Raw genomic sequence first — 17,070 nt, 5'->3', positions numbered from 1 at the left:
CCGGCGGGCGGAGCCGGGAGCCCGGGCTCCGCTGGCGGGCAATAAAACCCGGCGTTGGGCGTCTTAGTCCGGATACCTCGAAACCCAGTACCTTAGATCAATGATCCGACTGTTACGCCGCCGTACGCTCTATCTGGCTGCTGCTTTCCCCCTGGCCCTGCTGGCGGCGAAGCCGGCCGCCGCCCAGATTGGCGGGCAGCAGGCTTTTTCTTTTCTGAGCCTGGCTCCCAGCGCTAAAATAGCGGCCCTGGGGGGCGTCAACGTTTCAACCCGCGACTCCGACGGCTCCATGATCTTTGGCAACCCGGCGCTGCTGAATGCTGAGATGGATGGCCGCCTGGCCCTGAGCTACGTCGATTACCTGGCGGATATCAGGCAGAGCACGGCGGCTTACGTGTTCAATACGGCCCGCCTGGGCCGGATCGGCGTGGGGCTTACTTATCTGAGCTACGGCCAGTTTGAGCAGTTCGACCCGGCCGGCAACAGCCTGGGCACCTTTGGCGTGAACGAATACGCGCTGCAGGCTTCGAATGCGTACACCAGCGGCAACATCACCATGGGAGGCACGCTCAAGCTGGCCGTATCGGGTATTGCCGGCAACCATTCGGTGGGGGCCCTGGCCGATGTAGGCGGCATCTTCAAACACCCGACGCAGGACTTTACGGTTGGGCTAGCGGTGAAAAACGTGGGCGTTCAGCTGCGTCCCTACGATGGGGCCGGGCGGGAACCGATGCCCCTGGACGTGCAGATCGGTACTTCCTTCAAGCCCGAGCATATGCCCCTGCGCTTTTCCCTCACGGCGCACCGCCTGCAGCAGCTCGACATCGTGTACCTCGACCCCAACGTACGCGGGCAGCTGGATGAGAACAACGAGGAAAAGAAGCCCAAAAAGAGCCTCGGCGACAAGATTGCCCGGCACTTCGTGGTGGGCGGGGAGCTGCTGCTGGGCAAAAACCTCAACCTGCGCGTAGGCTACAACCACCTGCAGCGCCGCGAGCTGCGCCTCGACAACACTTCCGGCGGCGCGGGCCTCAGCTTCGGCGTGCTGGTGCGCATCAGCCAGTTCCAGTTCGATTACACCCACGCGTCTATTCACGCCGCGGGCGGCGCCAACTACTTTACCGTGGCCCGCAACATCGATTCTTTGTTTAAGAAGAACGACTAGCGTAGTTGGTCAGCGCGGCTGAGCTTTCCGTTGTGGAAGTTCTATCGCGGGAACCGTCCTGGTTCTCGCCCGCATTCAGTGGCTTATCCGGCTTTTCCTTTGTTTCCCGCTTCTTTTACCCCACCTGTTTCCTATCACCCCTATGATAGATGCCGCTTCCTTTCTTACTCCGGCCCAGATTGTGGCCGAGCTGGATAAATATATTATTGGTCAGCACGAAGCCAAGCGCCACGTCGCCATTGCCCTGCGCAACCGCTGGCGCCGCCTCCATGCCCCGGCCGACATGCAGCGCGAAATCGTGCCCAACAACATCCTCATGATCGGCTCGACGGGCGTGGGCAAAACTGAAATTGCCCGCCGCCTGGCCAGCATTTCCGGGGCCCCGTTCACCAAAGTCGAAGCCTCCAAATTCACCGAGGTGGGCTACGTGGGCCGCGACGTGGAAAGCATGGTGCGCGACCTGGTGGAGCAATCGGTGAACATGGTGAAGCAGCGCCGCAAAGAAGAAGTGAAGGTCCGCGCCGCCCAGGCCGTCGAAGACATCATCCTCGATGCCCTCATTCCTCCCGTTACCGCCAGCGGCGGCGCCGTTAAGCCCTCGGTTGGGTTTGGCCCCGATGGCAGCACTTTACCGGACTCCGACTACGAGCTGAATGAGCGGACCCGGGAAAAATTCCGCCTCAAAATTCGCAACGGCGAGTTGGATGAGCGTAAAATTGACATCAAGGTGCAGCAGAGCAGTGGCCCCGGCATCGGCGTAGTGGGTGGCCCCGGTGGGATGGACGAAGCCTCCATGGCCGGGCTCCAGGACATGCTGAGCGGGATGCTGCCCAAGAAAACGCGCAAGCGCAGCGTCACCATCGCGGAGGCCCGCAAGCTGCTCCTCGACGAGGAAGCCGCCAAGCTCATCGATATGGACGAGGTGAAGGAAGAAGCCATCCGCCAGGCCGAGAATGCCGGCATTATCTTCATCGATGAAATCGACAAGGTTGCCAGCCGCAGCGGCAAGGGGGGCAGTGGCCCCGACGTGAGCCGGGAAGGCGTGCAGCGCGACCTGCTGCCCATCGTGGAGGGCTCGGCGGTAAGCACCAAGTATGGCGTGATCAACACCGACCACATCCTGTTTATTGCCGCCGGGGCCTTTCACGTGGCCAAGCCCAGTGACCTGATTCCGGAGCTGCAGGGTCGCTTTCCTATTCGCGTGGAGCTGCAGAGTCTGACCAAGGATGATTTCTACCTGATCCTGAAAGATCCTAAAAATGCCCTGACCAAGCAGTATCAGGCCCTGCTGCAGGCCGAGGACGTCGAGCTTACCTTCGAGGATGCCGCTCTGGAGCGCCTGGCCGAAATAGCCTTCGAGGTCAATGCCGACGTCGAAAATATCGGGGCCCGCCGGCTGAATACGGTCATGAGCCGCCTGCTCAACGACATTCTCTTCGACGTGCCCGACCGCATCAGCGCCAATGCCCGCATCCTCATCACCCGCGAGCTGGTCGAAGAGCGCCTGCGCGAGATGGTTCGCAACCGCGACCTGAGCCAGTATATTCTGTGATGCCGGGGGACGGTGAAACGGGAAGTTTTACGTTCAGTTTGCGCTGAACCGACCCGGCAAAACGTAAAACTTTCCATTTCACCGTCTCCCCATTTCATCGATGCATTACTACATCATCACCGGGGCCAGCCGGGGGCTGGGCAAGGCACTGGCTGAAAATCTGTTGTGCCAGCCCGGGACCAGCATAATCGGGGTGTCGCGCCATGCTACCATCGAACATGAGCGGTATCGTCACCAGCCCCTCGACCTGTCCGATATTCCGGCGGTAGAAAACAACCTGCACAAGGTATTTCCCCGCTGGACCGATGCGGCCGGGATTACCCTGATCAATAACGCGGGCGTCCTGGGCGACATCGGCTACCTGGGTGAGCAGCCAAACGAGCATTTCAACTTCGTGTTCGACGTAAACGTGGTGGCCCCGGCCATGCTCATGAACACCTTCCTGAGCACCTACCGCCACCTGGCCGTGCCGCGCACGGTGCTCAACATCAGCAGCGGCGCCGCGCAGCGCCCCGTAGATGGCTGGAGCGCCTACTGTGCGTCGAAGGCGGCGCTGGAATCGTTGTCGCAAACGGCGCAGAAGGAACAGGAGCTGCGGGGCTCCGGCGTCCGGATCCGCAGTCTGGCCCCGGGCGTACTTGATACGGCCATGCAGGCCCACATCCGCACCGCCGGTGCGCGGCATTTCAGCGAAGCCGCCCGGTTTGAGGCCCTCCATACCGAAGGCCGGCTGGCTACCCCGCAAGCGGTAGCCGAGCAGATCGTAGCCTGGCTCCAGCGTCCGGTGGCAGGCGCGGAAGCCGTAGCCCTGCGGTTGACGGATATCAAGCCGTAGGGCCATAGGGCTACCCGGGCGATATCAGGTTGTGGGCTACTGACCCTCCCTCAAGCGAAACAACAGCGCCGGCTTCCTCCAGGAAGCCGGCGCTGTTACCAGTGGTTGAAAACCTTATTGGGTTGGGTATAATTTAGCGAGTTTGATGGTGTATGGTCCCGGAGCATGGTGGGTCGGTTCTCGACTAAAGCTCCTAGGATTTTTCCGCCATTCCGCACAAACGAATTCGTAGGGTGTCAATCCTTTAAGCCGTTTGAGGCGTTTGGCAAAGTTATAGGCCAGTAAAAAGGTCTGCAAGCGCGTGTTAAGCTGGTCGGCCGTTTCGTAATGAAAGCGTTTAATCGTGGCCTCTTTCAGGGTGCGATTCATCCGTTCGACCTGGCCGTTGGTCCAGGGGTGGGCCGGCCTGCGTATGATGAGGCAGGTTGCGAAACTGAATGCCGTTGTCAGTCCGTATTTTATGCACTTTGTAGGGAATCTGTGGCAACACCCGGCGCAGGAAGTCCACGGCGATGGCTTGGGTGGCCTGCGGCTGTAATTCGGCGAAGGCCAGCTTGCTGGTGCGGTCAATGGCGACAAACAGGTACTGCTTGCCTTCTTCGGTCTGCACTTCAGCAAAATCAACGTGCAGGTAGCCCAGGGGATAGTCCTTGAACCGGGCCTTTGGGGCCGGGCTCGCCGCCTCGTCCGGGGGCAGGCGGCTGATGCCGTGGCGTTGCAAACAGCGGTGCAGGGCCGAGCGGCTCAGGTGTGGAATGGCCTCCTGCAAGGCGTAGAGGCAGTCATCGAGGGGCAACAGGGTCTGCTGGCGGAACAGGACGATGGCTGCTTCCTCAACGGGCGTGAGCACGGTCGAGGCCGGTTTGGGCCCGCGCACGGCCTCTTCCGTACTGGTGCGGCTGCGCCACTTGGCGACCGTTTTGGGGTCGATACCGAAGCGGGTGGCTAGCGTTTGTAGGCTTTCTGTACTTTGCTGGATAAGGCGCCGAGTTGCCGGCGTTGTGCGGGCGCACCCGTGTGGTGATTTTCCCATAAGTTCGCTCGGTAAGCAGGCGGTACAGGTACCCCACTATCCTCCGGGACTATACAGCTAGCCTGCTGAAAGGCAATAAAGTGAGTGGCATATTTGTAGCCCCAACTCAGCACCGTGCTCCGGCCCTGGATGCCGTAGCGCCGCTGGACCTGCTCACAGCTTAACTCGCCGCGGGCTACTTCGCCCACCACGGCTGGCTTAAAGGGCAAACTGTAGTCGCGCTGACTACGCCGCACACGCGGCTCAAACTCGGTTTTCATGACACCTTTTGGAAAAGCTGTCAACCTATTTCCGGACGAGACAACCAACAAAAAAAGGGCTGCCAAATCTGGCAGCCCTTTTTCACTATGGGAAGATCCAAGTTGCTTACAACTTATCCCAGAAAATTTTGGTGCCTACGTTGTCGCCGCCAATAGCGCTGGCAGCAGCGCCGTAGCTGCCCGTATTGAGGTTTTGCTCAATAATCGGGTACGTCAACCGCAACGGAATTTCCGTCCGGGCCAGGTTGGCTTTCGTCAGCTTTGGCGAATCGAGACGTCTCCATTCACGGTAGGCATCAACCGGCTGGTTGTAGAGGGCAATCCACTCCTGTACCCCGATCTTTTCCTTGTTGGTTGCGCCAGAAGCAGCATTGGTGAACTTAACCCCTGGCTGAGCCAGGTAGGCAGTAGCTTCGGCAGCAGTGCCGCCCCACTCCAGAATAGAAGCCGTAACGCCAGCGTTGTAATGGTCTTCAGCCGTGAGCGTGCCACCCATATTGAAACCCCGGCTTGTTGCGTCGGCCAGCATGAATTTCACCTGTGCGTAGGACATCAGCACGGCTGGAGCGCCCTGTACTTCCAGCTTGGTGCCTGGTGCCGAGAAGGAAGCATAGGCATTGGCATTGCCGTTGACGCCACCTTTGAAAACAGCCGGCACAGTGGCCGTTCCCGTACCAACCAGCGGCTTGAAGAAGTCATCACGTCTGGGATCGGTCAGCGAGTTCATTTTATCCACCAGGGTAGCAGATGCCACGAAATCCTTACGGCCGCTCCGGATTAGATCTTCGAAAATGGGGTTGGAGTTAGGGAAGGTTAGAAACGTCAGGTCGATGTTGTCAGCATTGGCCGTTAAGGTCTTGCCTGCCGTTTCCTCAGCCATTGTTTTGGCCTTTGCACCATCAACATCCGCAATGGTCAGCGCCAGACGCAGCTTTAGCGAGTTGGCGAATTTTACCCACAACGCCATGTTGCCGTTGTTGATCAGATCAGCGCTGCTTGCGCCGGTGGCATAGCCAGCGGCGGTAGCGTCCATCTGACCGATAGCGGCATTCAGACGAGTGATGATGTCTGCATAAATAGCGGCATCGTCGTCATACTTGGGCTGAGGCTTGCTGAAGTCCAGCGCCTCGGTATACGGCACGTCGCCGTACGTGTCAACCAGTGTAGCCCACGTATAAACCTCCAGAACCTCGATGATAGCCAGTCGGTTGGCTTTTACCTTAGGGTTGGAAATGGTGATGTCCGCAGTAATCAGGGATTTAGCTTCCTTCAAGTCACGCAGTACGTCGCGGTACAGCGGGCTCCAGAAGTTCTGGGGAATGTTACGCGTGTTGAGCTCGTAACGGCTTTCGTCAGCATACGTCGTAGCAGCCCACGACTGCACGAAAAAGCGGAACGTGTTATTGTTAACGCTGCTGCTCACCAAGATACGCGCCAGGGAACGCTCCGCGTTAGACACAAGAGTCTGGCCTGGTACTACGCTGGCTCGCTTGGGATCAACGTTGTAATCGTCCAGGGTGTCCACGCAGGATGTTGCAAGCAACATCGCGGGTAAAGCTAGGATAAGGGACTTTTTCATTATTCGAATTAGAAGCTGAGTCTGAGGTTAGCACCAAGGGTGCGAACAGAAGGATAAGCACCCGACGAGTAGCCTTGGCCAAGGTTGCCCGAGCTCAAAGCCTCTTCCGGATCAGCACCGGGCAAGCTGTTGTTGAAGATGAACAGGTTGCGACCTACCAGTGAAATTTCGGCACCTTTAACGGCTCCAACCTTCGACATGATAGACTGGGGCAGGGAGTAGCTGAGCGTCAGTTCGCGCAGTTTCACGAAGCTGGCGTCATACACAAAAGCAGCCGCTGGGTTAGAGGAGATGCCATAAGCCGTGTGGCCGCTGTCACCGGTGTTGTCAGCATAAACATTGTTTGGCGTGCCGTCAGCCTTTACGCCTGGGAACTTAACCCCACCACCATCAGCTACGTCGCTGCGGGTTTCGTTGCCTTTGTCGTTTTTGCCAACCGTCTCGATGGTCTGACCCGTGTCCATGCCGTAGGCGCGGTCCAGCGAGAATACATCACCACCCTGGCGGATGTCGAAAAGGAAGCTGAAAGCCAGCCCTTTGTACGAGAAGGAGTTGGTAATACCACCAACCCAATCAGGATTTGGGTTACCAATTACTACGTTAGCCGTAGCCGAACGCAGGTACTGGCCATCCTCGCCAACTACTTTCTGACCATTCAGGTATACAAAGTCGGTGCCGCGCAGCGAGCCGTATGGCTGGCCTACCGTGGCATTGCTCGAAACACCGCCCTGGTAGCTGCCCAGTACAATGTTGTCGGTGCCCTGGAACAAGGAAACTACTTTGTTCTGGTTCTTAGTCCAGTTTGCGTTGACCGTCCAGTTGAAGGCATCCGTGCGAATTGGCGATAGGAAGGCCGTCAATTCTACGCCACGGTTGCGAACCTCACCCGAGTTCACGAAACGGGAGTTGTAACCGGTAGCGGTGGAAAGCTCAACCGGGAAAATCTGATCAAGGGTGCGCTGCTGATACACGGTTGCGTCGAAGCCAAAGCGGCCTTGCAGGAAGGCCATTTCAACGCCTACTTCGATTGCCTTGGTTCTCTCCGGAACCAGATCCTGGTTGTTTTTAGTTCCTGGTACCGAGAAGAGCGGAATAGAGCCGAAAGCCGTTGGCTTATCGTACACATCTAAGATGCTCTGGATTGGGGCACCCTGACCTACTTCGGCGTAGTTAGCCCGCAGCTTGCCATAGGACATCCACGTAACGTCTTTCATCATTTCCGAGAATACAAAGTTGCCGGCTACCGAAGGGTAGATGAAGGCATTCTTTTTCTGGGGCAGGGTGGTCGACTTGTCTCTGCGAACTGTGGCATCCACGAAAATCATCTCGCGAAAGCCAACGGTAGCGCTGGCAAAAATGCCATCTACACCGCGCTTCGACTCGCCTTCGATCGGCGGGGTGGGTGGGTTCAGGGAGTTACCGATCGTGTACAAGTCCGGAACTACCAGGCCACCGTTGGTGGTAGCGCGGATAGACTTGAATGCTTCACGACGTACGTTGACACCAACCAAGCCACGCAGGGAGATGCTCTCGGTAACGTTCTTGGAGAAGTTGCCGATCAGGTCGTAGTTAGCTTCGCGGGCAGTGCGGTTGAAGCGGGTATACGAAGGGAGAGAAGTCGTGTTGGAGCCAACAGCGATACGCTCTTCCTGCTGTTCATCATACGTATCCAGCGTTACGCGGCCCAGTACATTAAACCAATCGGTTACTTTGTACGTGGTGGCTACGTTGCCGAACGTGCGGAAACGCTCATCGGTCTGGAAGTTGCGGTTACGCGTCCAGTAGGGGTTGTTCCAGTAAAACGAGCTGCTAGTACCAGGACCGTTCAGGTTCCAGCCAGCGTTCAGGCCTTGGAAGTCATAAGCTGCCTTCTGCTCCTTGATATCAACGTTGGTCTGCCACCACTGACGGAACATGGTCATGGGGTTGGAACCGTTAGCTCCATCGTAGCCGGTACCGTAGCGGCCTTTACCATTTACGCGGGTGAAGTTCACCGCAGCACTGGTCGTCAGCTTAGGCGTCAGGTTAAAGGAAGCAGCGAAGTTTACAATGTTTTTGTCCACGCGGCTGTTTGGCAGCACGCCCTTGTCAACTACATTGTTGTAACCCAGCTTGAAGTAGCCGTTGTCGCTGCCACCATCAATAGAGAAGCTATTGTTGGTCGTGATGGCCGTTTCAAAGAACGTAGTAGGGTCATTTTCAGCCGCTACCCATGGCGTAGCTTTGCCGAAGTTAGCGTTGCCGGGAGAGAAGGCATTCCACTGGAAAACCTGCAGATTCCGGTCGAAACGAGCCCCCATAGAAGCATCGGCATCCAACTGAGGATACAGATCAATGACGCCGTCACCGTTCAGGTCAGCTCCGTTGAAGTAAGGGTTGATGCTCGAATCACCCACGCGGCCGTAGCCGGCGCCGTATTCTTTCTGGTGCTCAATAAACGTGTCTTTGTTGATGCGGCCAGCCGTGATACCGGTGTTGACGGTAACACCGAGACCTTTGCGGCCTTTCTTGGTGGTGATGAGGATAACGCCGTTGGCGGCCCGCTCACCATAGAGAGCCGTAGCAGCAGCACCTTTCAGTACCGTCATGGTTGCAATATCATCCGGGTTTACGTCAGCGCCAGCGTTGCCGTAGTCGTAACCACCCGCTCCGCTCTGCTGACCAGCCGTGTTGGTGTTTGCATTGCTGATCGGAACACCGTCCACAACAAACAAAGCCTGGTTGTTACCCGTAATCGACTTTGTGCCCCGGATAACCACGTTTGACGAGCCGCCCAGCGTATTGCTCTGACGCACGGTCAGACCAGCTACTTTGCCCGATAGGCCGTTGATGAAGTTAGGGTTACGGGCTTTGGTGATTTCGGTACCCTCCACCTGCGTAGCCGAGTAGGCCAACGAGTTGCGGGTTCTTTCAATGCCCAGAGCTGTTACTACTACTTCGCCCAACTGCTTCGAGTCAACGCCCAAGCCGATGTCGATAGTAGAAGCAGTGCCAATCGGACGATCTACTGAGATGTAACCGATAGACGTGAACGAGAGGGTCGTTGCAGACGCCGGTACATTCAAGGTATAGGTACCATCCGAATTTGTGGAGGCCCCGATGGTAGTGCCCTTCACGAGGACCGTAACTCCGGGCAGTCCCTGACTGTTAGCCCGGTCGGTAACCCGCCCGGAAATGGCCCGGTCCTGCGCGATGGCCTGCTGCAACAGGCTAGTCATCAGCAGGACGACCATAAATAGTAGTTTTTTCATTTGACTGTTTGTTTGGTGAGTGAAGTGGTAGAAAAAAGGGGTAAAAGTGGGCGAATAGGCAAGTATAAAGGGAAAAATGCCGTTTAGCAACTTTTAGGAAACATAGCCTATGGAAGGAAGTATTGCTATTATATGGTTTTTGTCCAGTTAACTGGCATAGTATTTCACCCATATACTAAGGCTTCTCCTTACCCCGCCCCTCGCAGCTAGAAGTAAGAAAATGTCCTCCGAAGAAGCCTTTTCAAAGATCAGAGAGGATTTTTCGGGGAAAGATGTATAGTGCTAATTCTGCATGAGGAATCCCTTAATGTACTCATCCAGGTCGCCGTCCAGCACGTTCTGCACGTCGGTGCGCTCAATGCCCGTGCGCAGGTCCTTGATGAGCTTATAGGGGTGGAGCACGTAATTGCGGATCTGGGAGCCGAAGTCAATCCGCTTCTTGCCCGCTTCCACTTTGTCGCGCTCGGCGTGGCGCTTATCCATCTCGATCTGGTACAGGCGCGACTTAAGCATGCGCAGCGCGTGCTCCTTGTTCATCAGCTGACTGCGCTCAATCTGCACGGCGATGATGATGCCCGAAGGGGCATGGGTTAAGCGCACGGCCGTTTCCACTTTGTTCACGTTCTGCCCCCCCGCCCCGCCGGCCCGGAAGGTGTCCCAGGAGATGTCAGCCGGGTTTATGTCGATGTTAATCGTGTCATCAATTACCGGGTAGGCAAACACGGAGGCAAACGAGGTATGTCGCCGGCCACTGCTGTCGAAAGGAGACATGCGCACCAGCCGATGGACTCCAATCTCACTTTTCAGGTAGCCATACGCGAAGTCGCCGTCGATTTCCAGGGAAGCCGATTTAATGCCCGCACCTTCGCCCGGCTGATAGCTGATTTGCTTCACGCCGAAGCCATGACTCTCCGCCCACATGATGTACATGCGCATGAGCATTTCGGCCCAGTCCTGGCTTTCGGTTCCGCCCGCTCCGGGATTGATATCGATGATGGCAGAAAGCTGGTCCTCTTCATCGGAAAGCATCCGCTTGAACTCGAGCTGCTCCACCTTCAGCTGGGTGGCCTGGAAGTCGGCCAGCATTTCCGCTTCGGCGACTTCCCCCTCCCGGTAGAAGTCAAACAGGACTTCCGTGTCCGCCAGGGCGAGCTGTACGGCCTCGTAGTCATCAGTCCAGATTTTTATGGACTTGATTTCCTTCAGCACCAACTCCGCTTTCTTGGAATCATTCCAGAAATCGGCCGCCATAGTCTGCTCTTCCGCGGCTACAATCTGATTTTTTCGGGCATCGTAGTCAAAGATACCTCCTCAAAGCCTCAGCGCGGCCTTTCAATTCCTTAACCTGATCCTGGGTCATGGGAAAAATTAGTGGTGAAAAATGGGGACTAAAGAAATAAAGGTAGAAAATACACAACGCCCACCACTGGCCGGAGCCAGCAATGGGCGTTGCAGAACCGGGCAAACGGCGAAACTACACTTCCACCATCCAGCCGTGTTCGTCGGGTGCCGTACCGGTGCGGATAGCATTCAGCGCTGCCCCCATGCGTTGGGCGAAAGAATCGGGACCAGGCGTCGGCAGTTCGTACTCGTGGCCCTGGTAGCCAATAACCGCAATAGGAGCAATGGTGGCCGCCGTACCTACTCCAAAAGCCTCCTGCAACGTGCCGGCGGCCTGCGCCGCCATGATTTCAGTGGCCGATACTTTGCGCTCCTCCACCGTAAGGCCCCAGTCGCGGGCCAGCTGCAGGATGCTACGCCGGGTAATGCCATCAAGAATGGAGGTACTCAGCGCCGGGGTAATGATTTTGCCATCGATAATGAAAACGGCGTTCATGGTCCCGGATTCCTCCACGTAACGGTGCTCGGACGCATCGGTCCAGATCAGCTGATGAAAGCCCTCCTGCTGAGCCAGCTTGGTTGGGTACATGGCGGCGCCGTAGTTGCCGGCATTCTTGGCGAAGCCCGCGCCACCTTCCGCCGAGCGCACGTAGGTTTCTTCAAATCGTACCCGCAACGGCTTATTGTAATATAAGCCAACCGGACAGGTGAAAATTATAAAGCGGTACGATTCGGAAGGGCGCACCCCAATGAAGCCGTCGGTGGCAAACATGAACGGCCGGATATACAACGCACTGCCGGGCGTATTGGGGACCCAGGCCGCGTCGAGGCGAATGAGTTGGGTGAGCCCCTGCATAAACAACTCCTCCGGGAGCGGGGGCATGCACATCCGTTCGGCCGAGGCGTTGAGGCGGTGCAGGTTGTCGGTCGGCCGGAACAAGGCAATGTGGCCCTCCGCGTTCTTGTAGGCTTTCATGCCTTCAAAGATGGCCTGGCCGTAGTGCAAAGCCGAATTGGCCGGACTTACGGCCATATCGCCGTAGGGCACAATCTGAGGGGTCTGCCATTCGCCGTCGCGATAGTCTACCGCGAACATATGATCGGAAAAGATTTTGCCGAATTCAATGTGGTCAGGGTCCAGGTGCTCCAGACGGGACGCGGTAGTGCGTTGGGTCCGGATAGTCAGGGTCTCGAGCATAGAAGGGGGAGTGAAAATGGATGGGAGCGGCAAGTTACGACAGGCAAACGAACCTGAAGCGGTCCTACGACAGGCGTGGTTTCCAGCTAACCTCTTCGGCCCCCAAATCGTGCGCCATCTGCCGACTCAGGACGAACAGGTAATCGGATAACCGGTTCAGATAAATGGCCACTAATTCGGCCACAAAGGATTCTTCCTGCAAGGCAATAACCAGTCGTTCCGCCCGCCGACAGACGCAGCGAGCTACGTGGGCGAAGGAAACGGATGGATGACCACCGGGTAAAATAAAAACGCGCAGCTCGGGCAGCCCTTCATTCATCTGGTCCATTTCCCGTTCCAGCATCACTACGTCCTCCGCGTGCAGATCCGGAATCTTCATCTTCGATTTCTCCGGATCGGAGGCCAGCGCAGCCCCCATAGTGAACAGGCGGTCCTGAATTTCTTTGAGCAGGTCGCGTCGACTGGCATTCACTTCCTGGTCGCGGAGCAGGCCGATGTAAGAATTCAGCTCGTCTACGGTGCCGTAGCAGTCAATGCGCAGACTGGATTTGGGAACGCGCGTGCCACCGATGAGGGAAGTCAGGCCTTTGTCGCCGGTTTTGGTGTAAATCTTCATGGATCACTGGTTAAAGCGGGTTGTTCTGTCGCTACGGGTGCACGGTTTTACTACACGGAAGAGGCCTTTTTAAAGTAGTGCGGCAACCGTTAAGTCGATGCACCAACTTTAAAAAGGCCTCCCGAAGAAGTAAACAAAAAAATCAGCCATTCAGCACCTGGTTGTGCAGCGTGGCAATGTCATTGTTGGGTAAATCAGACTCTACCAGTCCATCGCGCAGGCGGACAATCCGGTGGGCGTAGCGGGCAATGTCTTCTTCGTGGGTCACCATAATAATGGTATTGCCTTTCACGTAAAGCGCCTCGAACAAATCCATGATTTCATGGCTCGTCTTGGAGTCAAGGTTACCCGTGGGCTCATCGGCCAGAATTATGCTGGGGTCGTTGACCAACGCCCGGGCAATAGCGACGCGCTGGCGCTGCCCGCCGGAAAGCTCGTTGGGCCGGTGCTTGGCCCGGTCGGCCAGGCCAACGCTGCGCAGCGCCTCCAGCGCTTTTTCCTCGCGTTGGCTTTTGCTGTAGCCGGCGTAGATAAGCGGTAGGGCAACATTGTCGAGCGAAGTAGCCCGGGGCAACAGATTAAAGGTCTGGAATACAAAGCCAATCTCCTTGTTGCGAACTTCCGCCAGCTGGTTGTCCGACATTCGGCTGACATCCTTGCCGTTCAGAACATAATTGCCGCGGCTGGGAGTGTCGAGGCAGCCCACGATGTTCATCAGCGTGGATTTGCCCGATCCTGAGGGACCCATAAAGGCTACGTATTCGCCTCGTTGGATAGTGATGGTCACCGAGCGTAAGGCGTGAATACGCTCCGTACCCATCTGATATTCCTTGGCGATGTCGTGGGTTTCAATTACGGGAGGTAGCATAAACGGGCCGGGTTTAATTCCAGGGGGCCGCCGCCGCCTGAGCGCGGCGGCGAGCTTCGTACTGGGTATGAAAGGTACGGTATTCGGCAGGGGAAAGCAATTGGAGCAGCTTTTCCAGCGGAGCTGCCGTGTAAGAGGCAAGTCCGGCTGGAACAGCGGCCAGGGTGTATGCTTGCAATAACGCAATTGATTCTGGATTATGTGCTAATCCCTCCAACAAAAAATTGTAGGCCTTGGTATATTCCTGCCGGTGGGAATAAAAATCAGCCGCCGCCAACACGCCCGCTTCCAGCATCGGGGCTGTGCCTACCAACCGGGCATACAGTTGGGCTGCCGCCGGCCGGCCCTCCATTTCGGCCGCCGCTGCCTGATAGTAGAGTCGATACGGCTGGTGCGATGGCGCAAAGTAGGCCGTCGATAGCAGTTGGTGCAGGAGCCGTTTTTGCCTGTCCTGCACGTATAGCTGGCCCCGCAGGACGTTCCAATGGGAAGAGCTGGGCGTTCTGGTTGGCGAAGCCGGGCCAAACTGCCTGATTGCCTGCCGGGCCGCGCTTAACTCGCCAGCCCGGAGGGCACGGGGAATCTGAGCCAGCAGCGCGGCTTCGCGGGCCGCTACCGTATTCAACGCGGCGGCCGGCGCAATCAGGTTGGTCGAACCAAGCTCGTTGCCCCGTAAGACCAGAAGCTGGGCCCGGGTTGAATCGGTGGCCGACGAATACTGCCGGCTGAAGTCGAGGCTGAGGATGCCCGCCAGGCGGGCTGCCTGTCCGGCCAGGACCGGAGTAGCTGAGGCAACTGCCTGGATGGCCGAAGCCCGGGCCGAATCGGGCTGGTTGTTGAGGGCCTGGGCGTAGGCCCGGAAAAGAGCTGCCTCCTGGTAGCCATTCCGGGCGGCCTCCCGGAAGCGGACGGCCGCCGAGGCCGGCAGGCCTGGTTCCAGCAGCCAGAGTCCGGCCAGGCTTTGATAGTAGGCGCTGCCCGGGGTGGTGCCCGCCGCCAACGGCTGCAGGGTGTTCTGGGCAGCCACGGGCTGCCCGCCATAGTACTGCGTCAGGGCCTGAAGAAAAGTGAACTGCTCCGCGTAGCGGTCATTCGCCGGTACTTTGCTTAGGCGGATAAGCTGGCGAAGCTGACTGGTATCGCCTTTACTAGCCCGTCGTAGCCAATCATGATAGTACCATGCGAAGTCGGCGGTAGAAAGAGCGAAGGTGGTGGGGGAGGGTGAGTCAATCGAAGAAGGTAACCCGGCAAGCTGCTGCAGGAGGGTTTCATTACCGCGCCAGGCTGGGTTTTGGGCCCTAGTTGTTTCACTTTGCACCAGCTGCTGAGCTGTGGTCAGATCCCGGAGCTGGAGCAGGTAAGCCAGCCGGTTAGCCTGCACCACCGGATTGCCCGCCGCAAAGGACTCAGCGCGGTTGAAGTAGTAGTTGACCGAATCGGTGATGGTAGACCGGGTGTAGAGCTGGGCTAAGTCGTTGTTGAGGCGGACACTGCGGGGCGCGGTTTTCAGGCCTTCGCGCAACAGCTGCAGCCGGTCGAAGAAGTCGGTCGGCTCAGGGAAAAGAGCGGCCAGCCGGAGCGAAATCTTCTCCGACGGCAAGCGGCTTTGAGCCCGGCGCAGGGCGTTTATCTCGTTCTGACGCTGGGCCCGGAAGCGGTACAGCGCGGCCCGTCCCCAGCTGGCGCGATGGTTATGAAAGTCCAGCACGTCGCTTTCGGCGTAGTAGCGCTCCGCCAGTAAAGCCAGGGCCCCGGCATTGGGCTGCTGCTCGCTCTGCAAACGGGTGAGGTCGCCCAGGTTATTGTAGTATCCGGCCTGCACCTGGTTGACGATAAAAAAATTGTTGCGCAGCTCCACCGCGATAATTCCTCCGAGACCGAGCAGGTACACTGTATAGAACGGCAGCCGCCGCGGCTCGTAGACCACGCGGTACACCCGCAGGCGCTGTTTGATCAGAGGACCAAAATTGATCAGCACGTACAGCAGAAAAGCCGTGCCGCAGACCAGCAAAGCCAGCGCGGTAAAATCACGGCCGGCAGTAATCAGCGGGTCGTTGGCGGTGGCGAAGGCGTAGCCCAGAAAGCCCGCGGCCAGGGCAACCAGAATCAGGTAGAGGTGCGCCGCGCCGGGCCAGTAGGGTACCCAGGGGCCGTACGTAGCCGCCCGGCGGCGCAGACTCAGCCAGCCGATGGCTACGGCCGGCAGTAAGAGTAGCAAGGGTTCCAGCCGTACGTGGGGCAGAATAAATACTTCGCCGTTGTTCCAGTAGTACAGCAGCAACATGCCCAGATACAGACCACTGGCCAGCACAAAGGGCAGCAGGCCAAAGCGGCTGCCCGGATTTTCGGCCTGGGTATTAAACCACAGCAGCCCCTGGATATTCTCAAAGCCAACCCACAATACCAGCAGCGCCACGATAATGGCGCCGCTGCTCGTCGCAAAGCTCACCAGATGCAGCGCAGTAGTGTCGGTGGGGTAGGTGCTGCGCAGGAAAATGAAGGCACTCAGGCCCGCTACCAGCCCCAGGAACACCAGCAGGCGCTGCCAGAGGGCTGCCTGGGGCCAGAAGGCGTGGAAGGCAAAAGCCGGCAGCCCCAACAGCAGCAGCATTACCACCAGAAAGTACTGCTGCCGCGAGTCGATGAGGCCGAGCAGATCGGCGTTGAGGGACATGAGCAGAAAAATCAGCAGGGCCATGCCCGCCACGAAAGCCGGCCGGGGCAAAGTGCTGACTACGGCCAGGAAATAAGCCAGGCAGCCCGCCAGGAGCAATAGCAGGGCCGCGGCCGCCTCCGCCCGGACGAAGGGGCCGCTGACGTCGTGGGTTTGCGTGGTGATATAGCCGTTGGCGCGCACGGGCAGCGCGTCGAGGCCAATCATTACCCGCTGCACGACCAGGGGGACGGGCTGAAGCTGGGCAACCTCCTGCACCCGCAGGGTATAATCGTCGCCGGTGAAGTAATGGTAGCCCGCCAGGGCCATAGCCAGGCCGGCGAGCAGGCCCAGCACCAGCAACGGGCTGCGCCAGATGGAGCGGGAATCGGAAGTCGGCACTAGCGGGGGTTATTCCAGTACTTTCGGGACGCGGAAATAATCGGAATCCTTGCGCGGGGCGTTGCGCAGGCCTTCCTGATGGCTCACCGAGTTGTGGGCCACGTCGGGCCGCAGCACGTTGATTTCGTGCGACAGGTGCACCAGCGGCTCCACGTCGGTGGTGTCGAGTTTGCTGAGTTCGGCCACCCAGTCCAGGATCTTGTTCAGGTCGCCGAGCATCTGCTGCTCTTTGGTGGCGTCGAATTCGAGGCGGGACAGATGAGCCAGCTTGCGCAGGGTAGGGAGGTCGGTACTCAAGGGAAATCAGAATTTAGCAA

At 57.9% G+C, this 17,070-nt stretch carries 11 protein-coding genes and 2 pseudogenes; 3 read left to right on the top strand and 10 right to left on the bottom strand.

Features of this window, described 5'->3' with window-relative positions; all coding sequences use genetic code 11:
* Window positions 1–100 precede the first annotated feature (100 nt).
* The 3 genes from porQ (at window position 101) to ABD833_RS04205 (ending at window position 3,552) form a co-directional block, all read left to right on the top strand.
* A complete protein-coding gene (porQ, locus tag ABD833_RS04215; RefSeq protein WP_345071189.1) occupies window positions 101–1,165 on the top strand; it encodes a type IX secretion system protein PorQ in 1,065 nt (354 codons plus the stop codon).
* Between the two features lie 142 nt (window positions 1,166–1,307).
* The gene (gene hslU / locus ABD833_RS04210; RefSeq protein ID WP_345071188.1) at window positions 1,308–2,717 is read left to right on the top strand and encodes an ATP-dependent protease ATPase subunit HslU; all 1,410 of its coding nucleotides are present in this window, start codon (window positions 1,308–1,310) and stop codon (window positions 2,715–2,717) included.
* A 100-nt stretch (window positions 2,718–2,817) separates the two neighbouring features.
* Window positions 2,818–3,552: an SDR family NAD(P)-dependent oxidoreductase gene (locus ABD833_RS04205; protein WP_345071187.1), complete on the top strand. Its 735-nt coding sequence runs from the start codon at window positions 2,818–2,820 to the stop codon at window positions 3,550–3,552.
* Window positions 3,553–3,666: 114 nt separating this feature from the next.
* Here ABD833_RS04205 and ABD833_RS04200 read toward each other — a convergent pair.
* From ABD833_RS04200 to gatC, 10 genes and pseudogenes are all read right to left on the bottom strand, one after another.
* Window positions 3,667–4,585: pseudogene (locus ABD833_RS04200) on the bottom strand (IS481 family transposase).
* 89 nt (window positions 4,586–4,674) lie between these two features.
* Window positions 4,675–4,845, bottom strand: a pseudogene (locus ABD833_RS04195) (IS3 family transposase); the annotation flags it as partial.
* Window positions 4,846–4,951: 106 nt separating this feature from the next.
* Complete coding sequence (locus ABD833_RS04190) at window positions 4,952–6,424, bottom strand: SusD/RagB family nutrient-binding outer membrane lipoprotein (protein WP_345071185.1); 1,473 nt, start codon at window positions 6,422–6,424, stop codon at window positions 4,952–4,954.
* An 8-nt stretch (window positions 6,425–6,432) separates the two neighbouring features.
* Window positions 6,433–9,675 (bottom strand): SusC/RagA family TonB-linked outer membrane protein, encoded by a 3,243-nt coding sequence (locus ABD833_RS04185; protein ID WP_345071183.1) that lies wholly within the window; start codon window positions 9,673–9,675, stop codon window positions 6,433–6,435.
* 282 nt (window positions 9,676–9,957) lie between these two features.
* A protein-coding gene (prfB, locus tag ABD833_RS04180; RefSeq protein ID WP_345071182.1) for a peptide chain release factor 2 occupies window positions 9,958–11,035 on the bottom strand; the annotation gives its coding sequence in 2 pieces (ribosomal slippage) (window positions 9,958–10,983 and window positions 10,985–11,035; 1,077 coding nt in all).
* Window positions 11,036–11,149: 114 nt separating this feature from the next.
* The gene (locus tag ABD833_RS04175; protein WP_345071181.1) at window positions 11,150–12,214 is read right to left on the bottom strand and encodes a branched-chain amino acid aminotransferase; all 1,065 of its coding nucleotides are present in this window, start codon (window positions 12,212–12,214) and stop codon (window positions 11,150–11,152) included.
* Between the two features lie 64 nt (window positions 12,215–12,278).
* Window positions 12,279–12,830, bottom strand: coding sequence for a cob(I)yrinic acid a,c-diamide adenosyltransferase (locus ABD833_RS04170; protein WP_345071180.1), 552 nt, complete (start codon window positions 12,828–12,830; stop codon window positions 12,279–12,281).
* A 142-nt stretch (window positions 12,831–12,972) separates the two neighbouring features.
* Complete coding sequence (locus ABD833_RS04165; protein WP_345071179.1) at window positions 12,973–13,698, bottom strand: ABC transporter ATP-binding protein; 726 nt, start codon at window positions 13,696–13,698, stop codon at window positions 12,973–12,975.
* Between the two features lie 13 nt (window positions 13,699–13,711).
* A complete protein-coding gene (locus ABD833_RS04160) occupies window positions 13,712–16,753 on the bottom strand; it encodes a hypothetical protein (RefSeq protein WP_345071178.1) in 3,042 nt (1,013 codons plus the stop codon).
* Window positions 16,754–16,762: 9 nt separating this feature from the next.
* Window positions 16,763–17,050 carry an Asp-tRNA(Asn)/Glu-tRNA(Gln) amidotransferase subunit GatC gene (gene gatC, locus ABD833_RS04155; RefSeq protein ID WP_345071177.1) on the bottom strand — a complete coding sequence of 96 codons (288 nt, stop codon included), beginning with the start codon at window positions 17,048–17,050 and terminating at the stop codon, window positions 16,763–16,765.
* Window positions 17,051–17,070: the final 20 nt, after the last annotated feature.

Source organism: Hymenobacter fastidiosus, assembly GCF_039539565.1.
Lineage (GTDB): Bacteria > Bacteroidota > Bacteroidia > Cytophagales > Hymenobacteraceae > Hymenobacter > Hymenobacter fastidiosus.
This window is presented reverse-complemented; position numbering and strand designations above follow the sequence as displayed.

Coding starts and splice junctions, on each gene's coding strand:
- ABD833_RS04175 (WP_345071181.1), bottom strand. CDS start 12,214: ATGCTCGAGACCCTGACTATCCGGACCCAACGCACTACCGCGTCCCGT.
- ABD833_RS04185 (WP_345071183.1), bottom strand. CDS start 9,675: ATGAAAAAACTACTATTTATGGTCGTCCTGCTGATGACTAGCCTGTTG.
- ABD833_RS04165 (WP_345071179.1), bottom strand. CDS start 13,698: ATGCTACCTCCCGTAATTGAAACCCACGACATCGCCAAGGAATATCAG.
- ABD833_RS04205 (WP_345071187.1), top strand. CDS start 2,818: ATGCATTACTACATCATCACCGGGGCCAGCCGGGGGCTGGGCAAGGCA.
- ABD833_RS04170 (WP_345071180.1), bottom strand. CDS start 12,830: ATGAAGATTTACACCAAAACCGGCGACAAAGGCCTGACTTCCCTCATC.
- hslU (WP_345071188.1), top strand. CDS start 1,308: ATGATAGATGCCGCTTCCTTTCTTACTCCGGCCCAGATTGTGGCCGAG.
- ABD833_RS04190 (WP_345071185.1), bottom strand. CDS start 6,424: ATGAAAAAGTCCCTTATCCTAGCTTTACCCGCGATGTTGCTTGCAACA.
- porQ (WP_345071189.1), top strand. CDS start 101: ATGATCCGACTGTTACGCCGCCGTACGCTCTATCTGGCTGCTGCTTTC.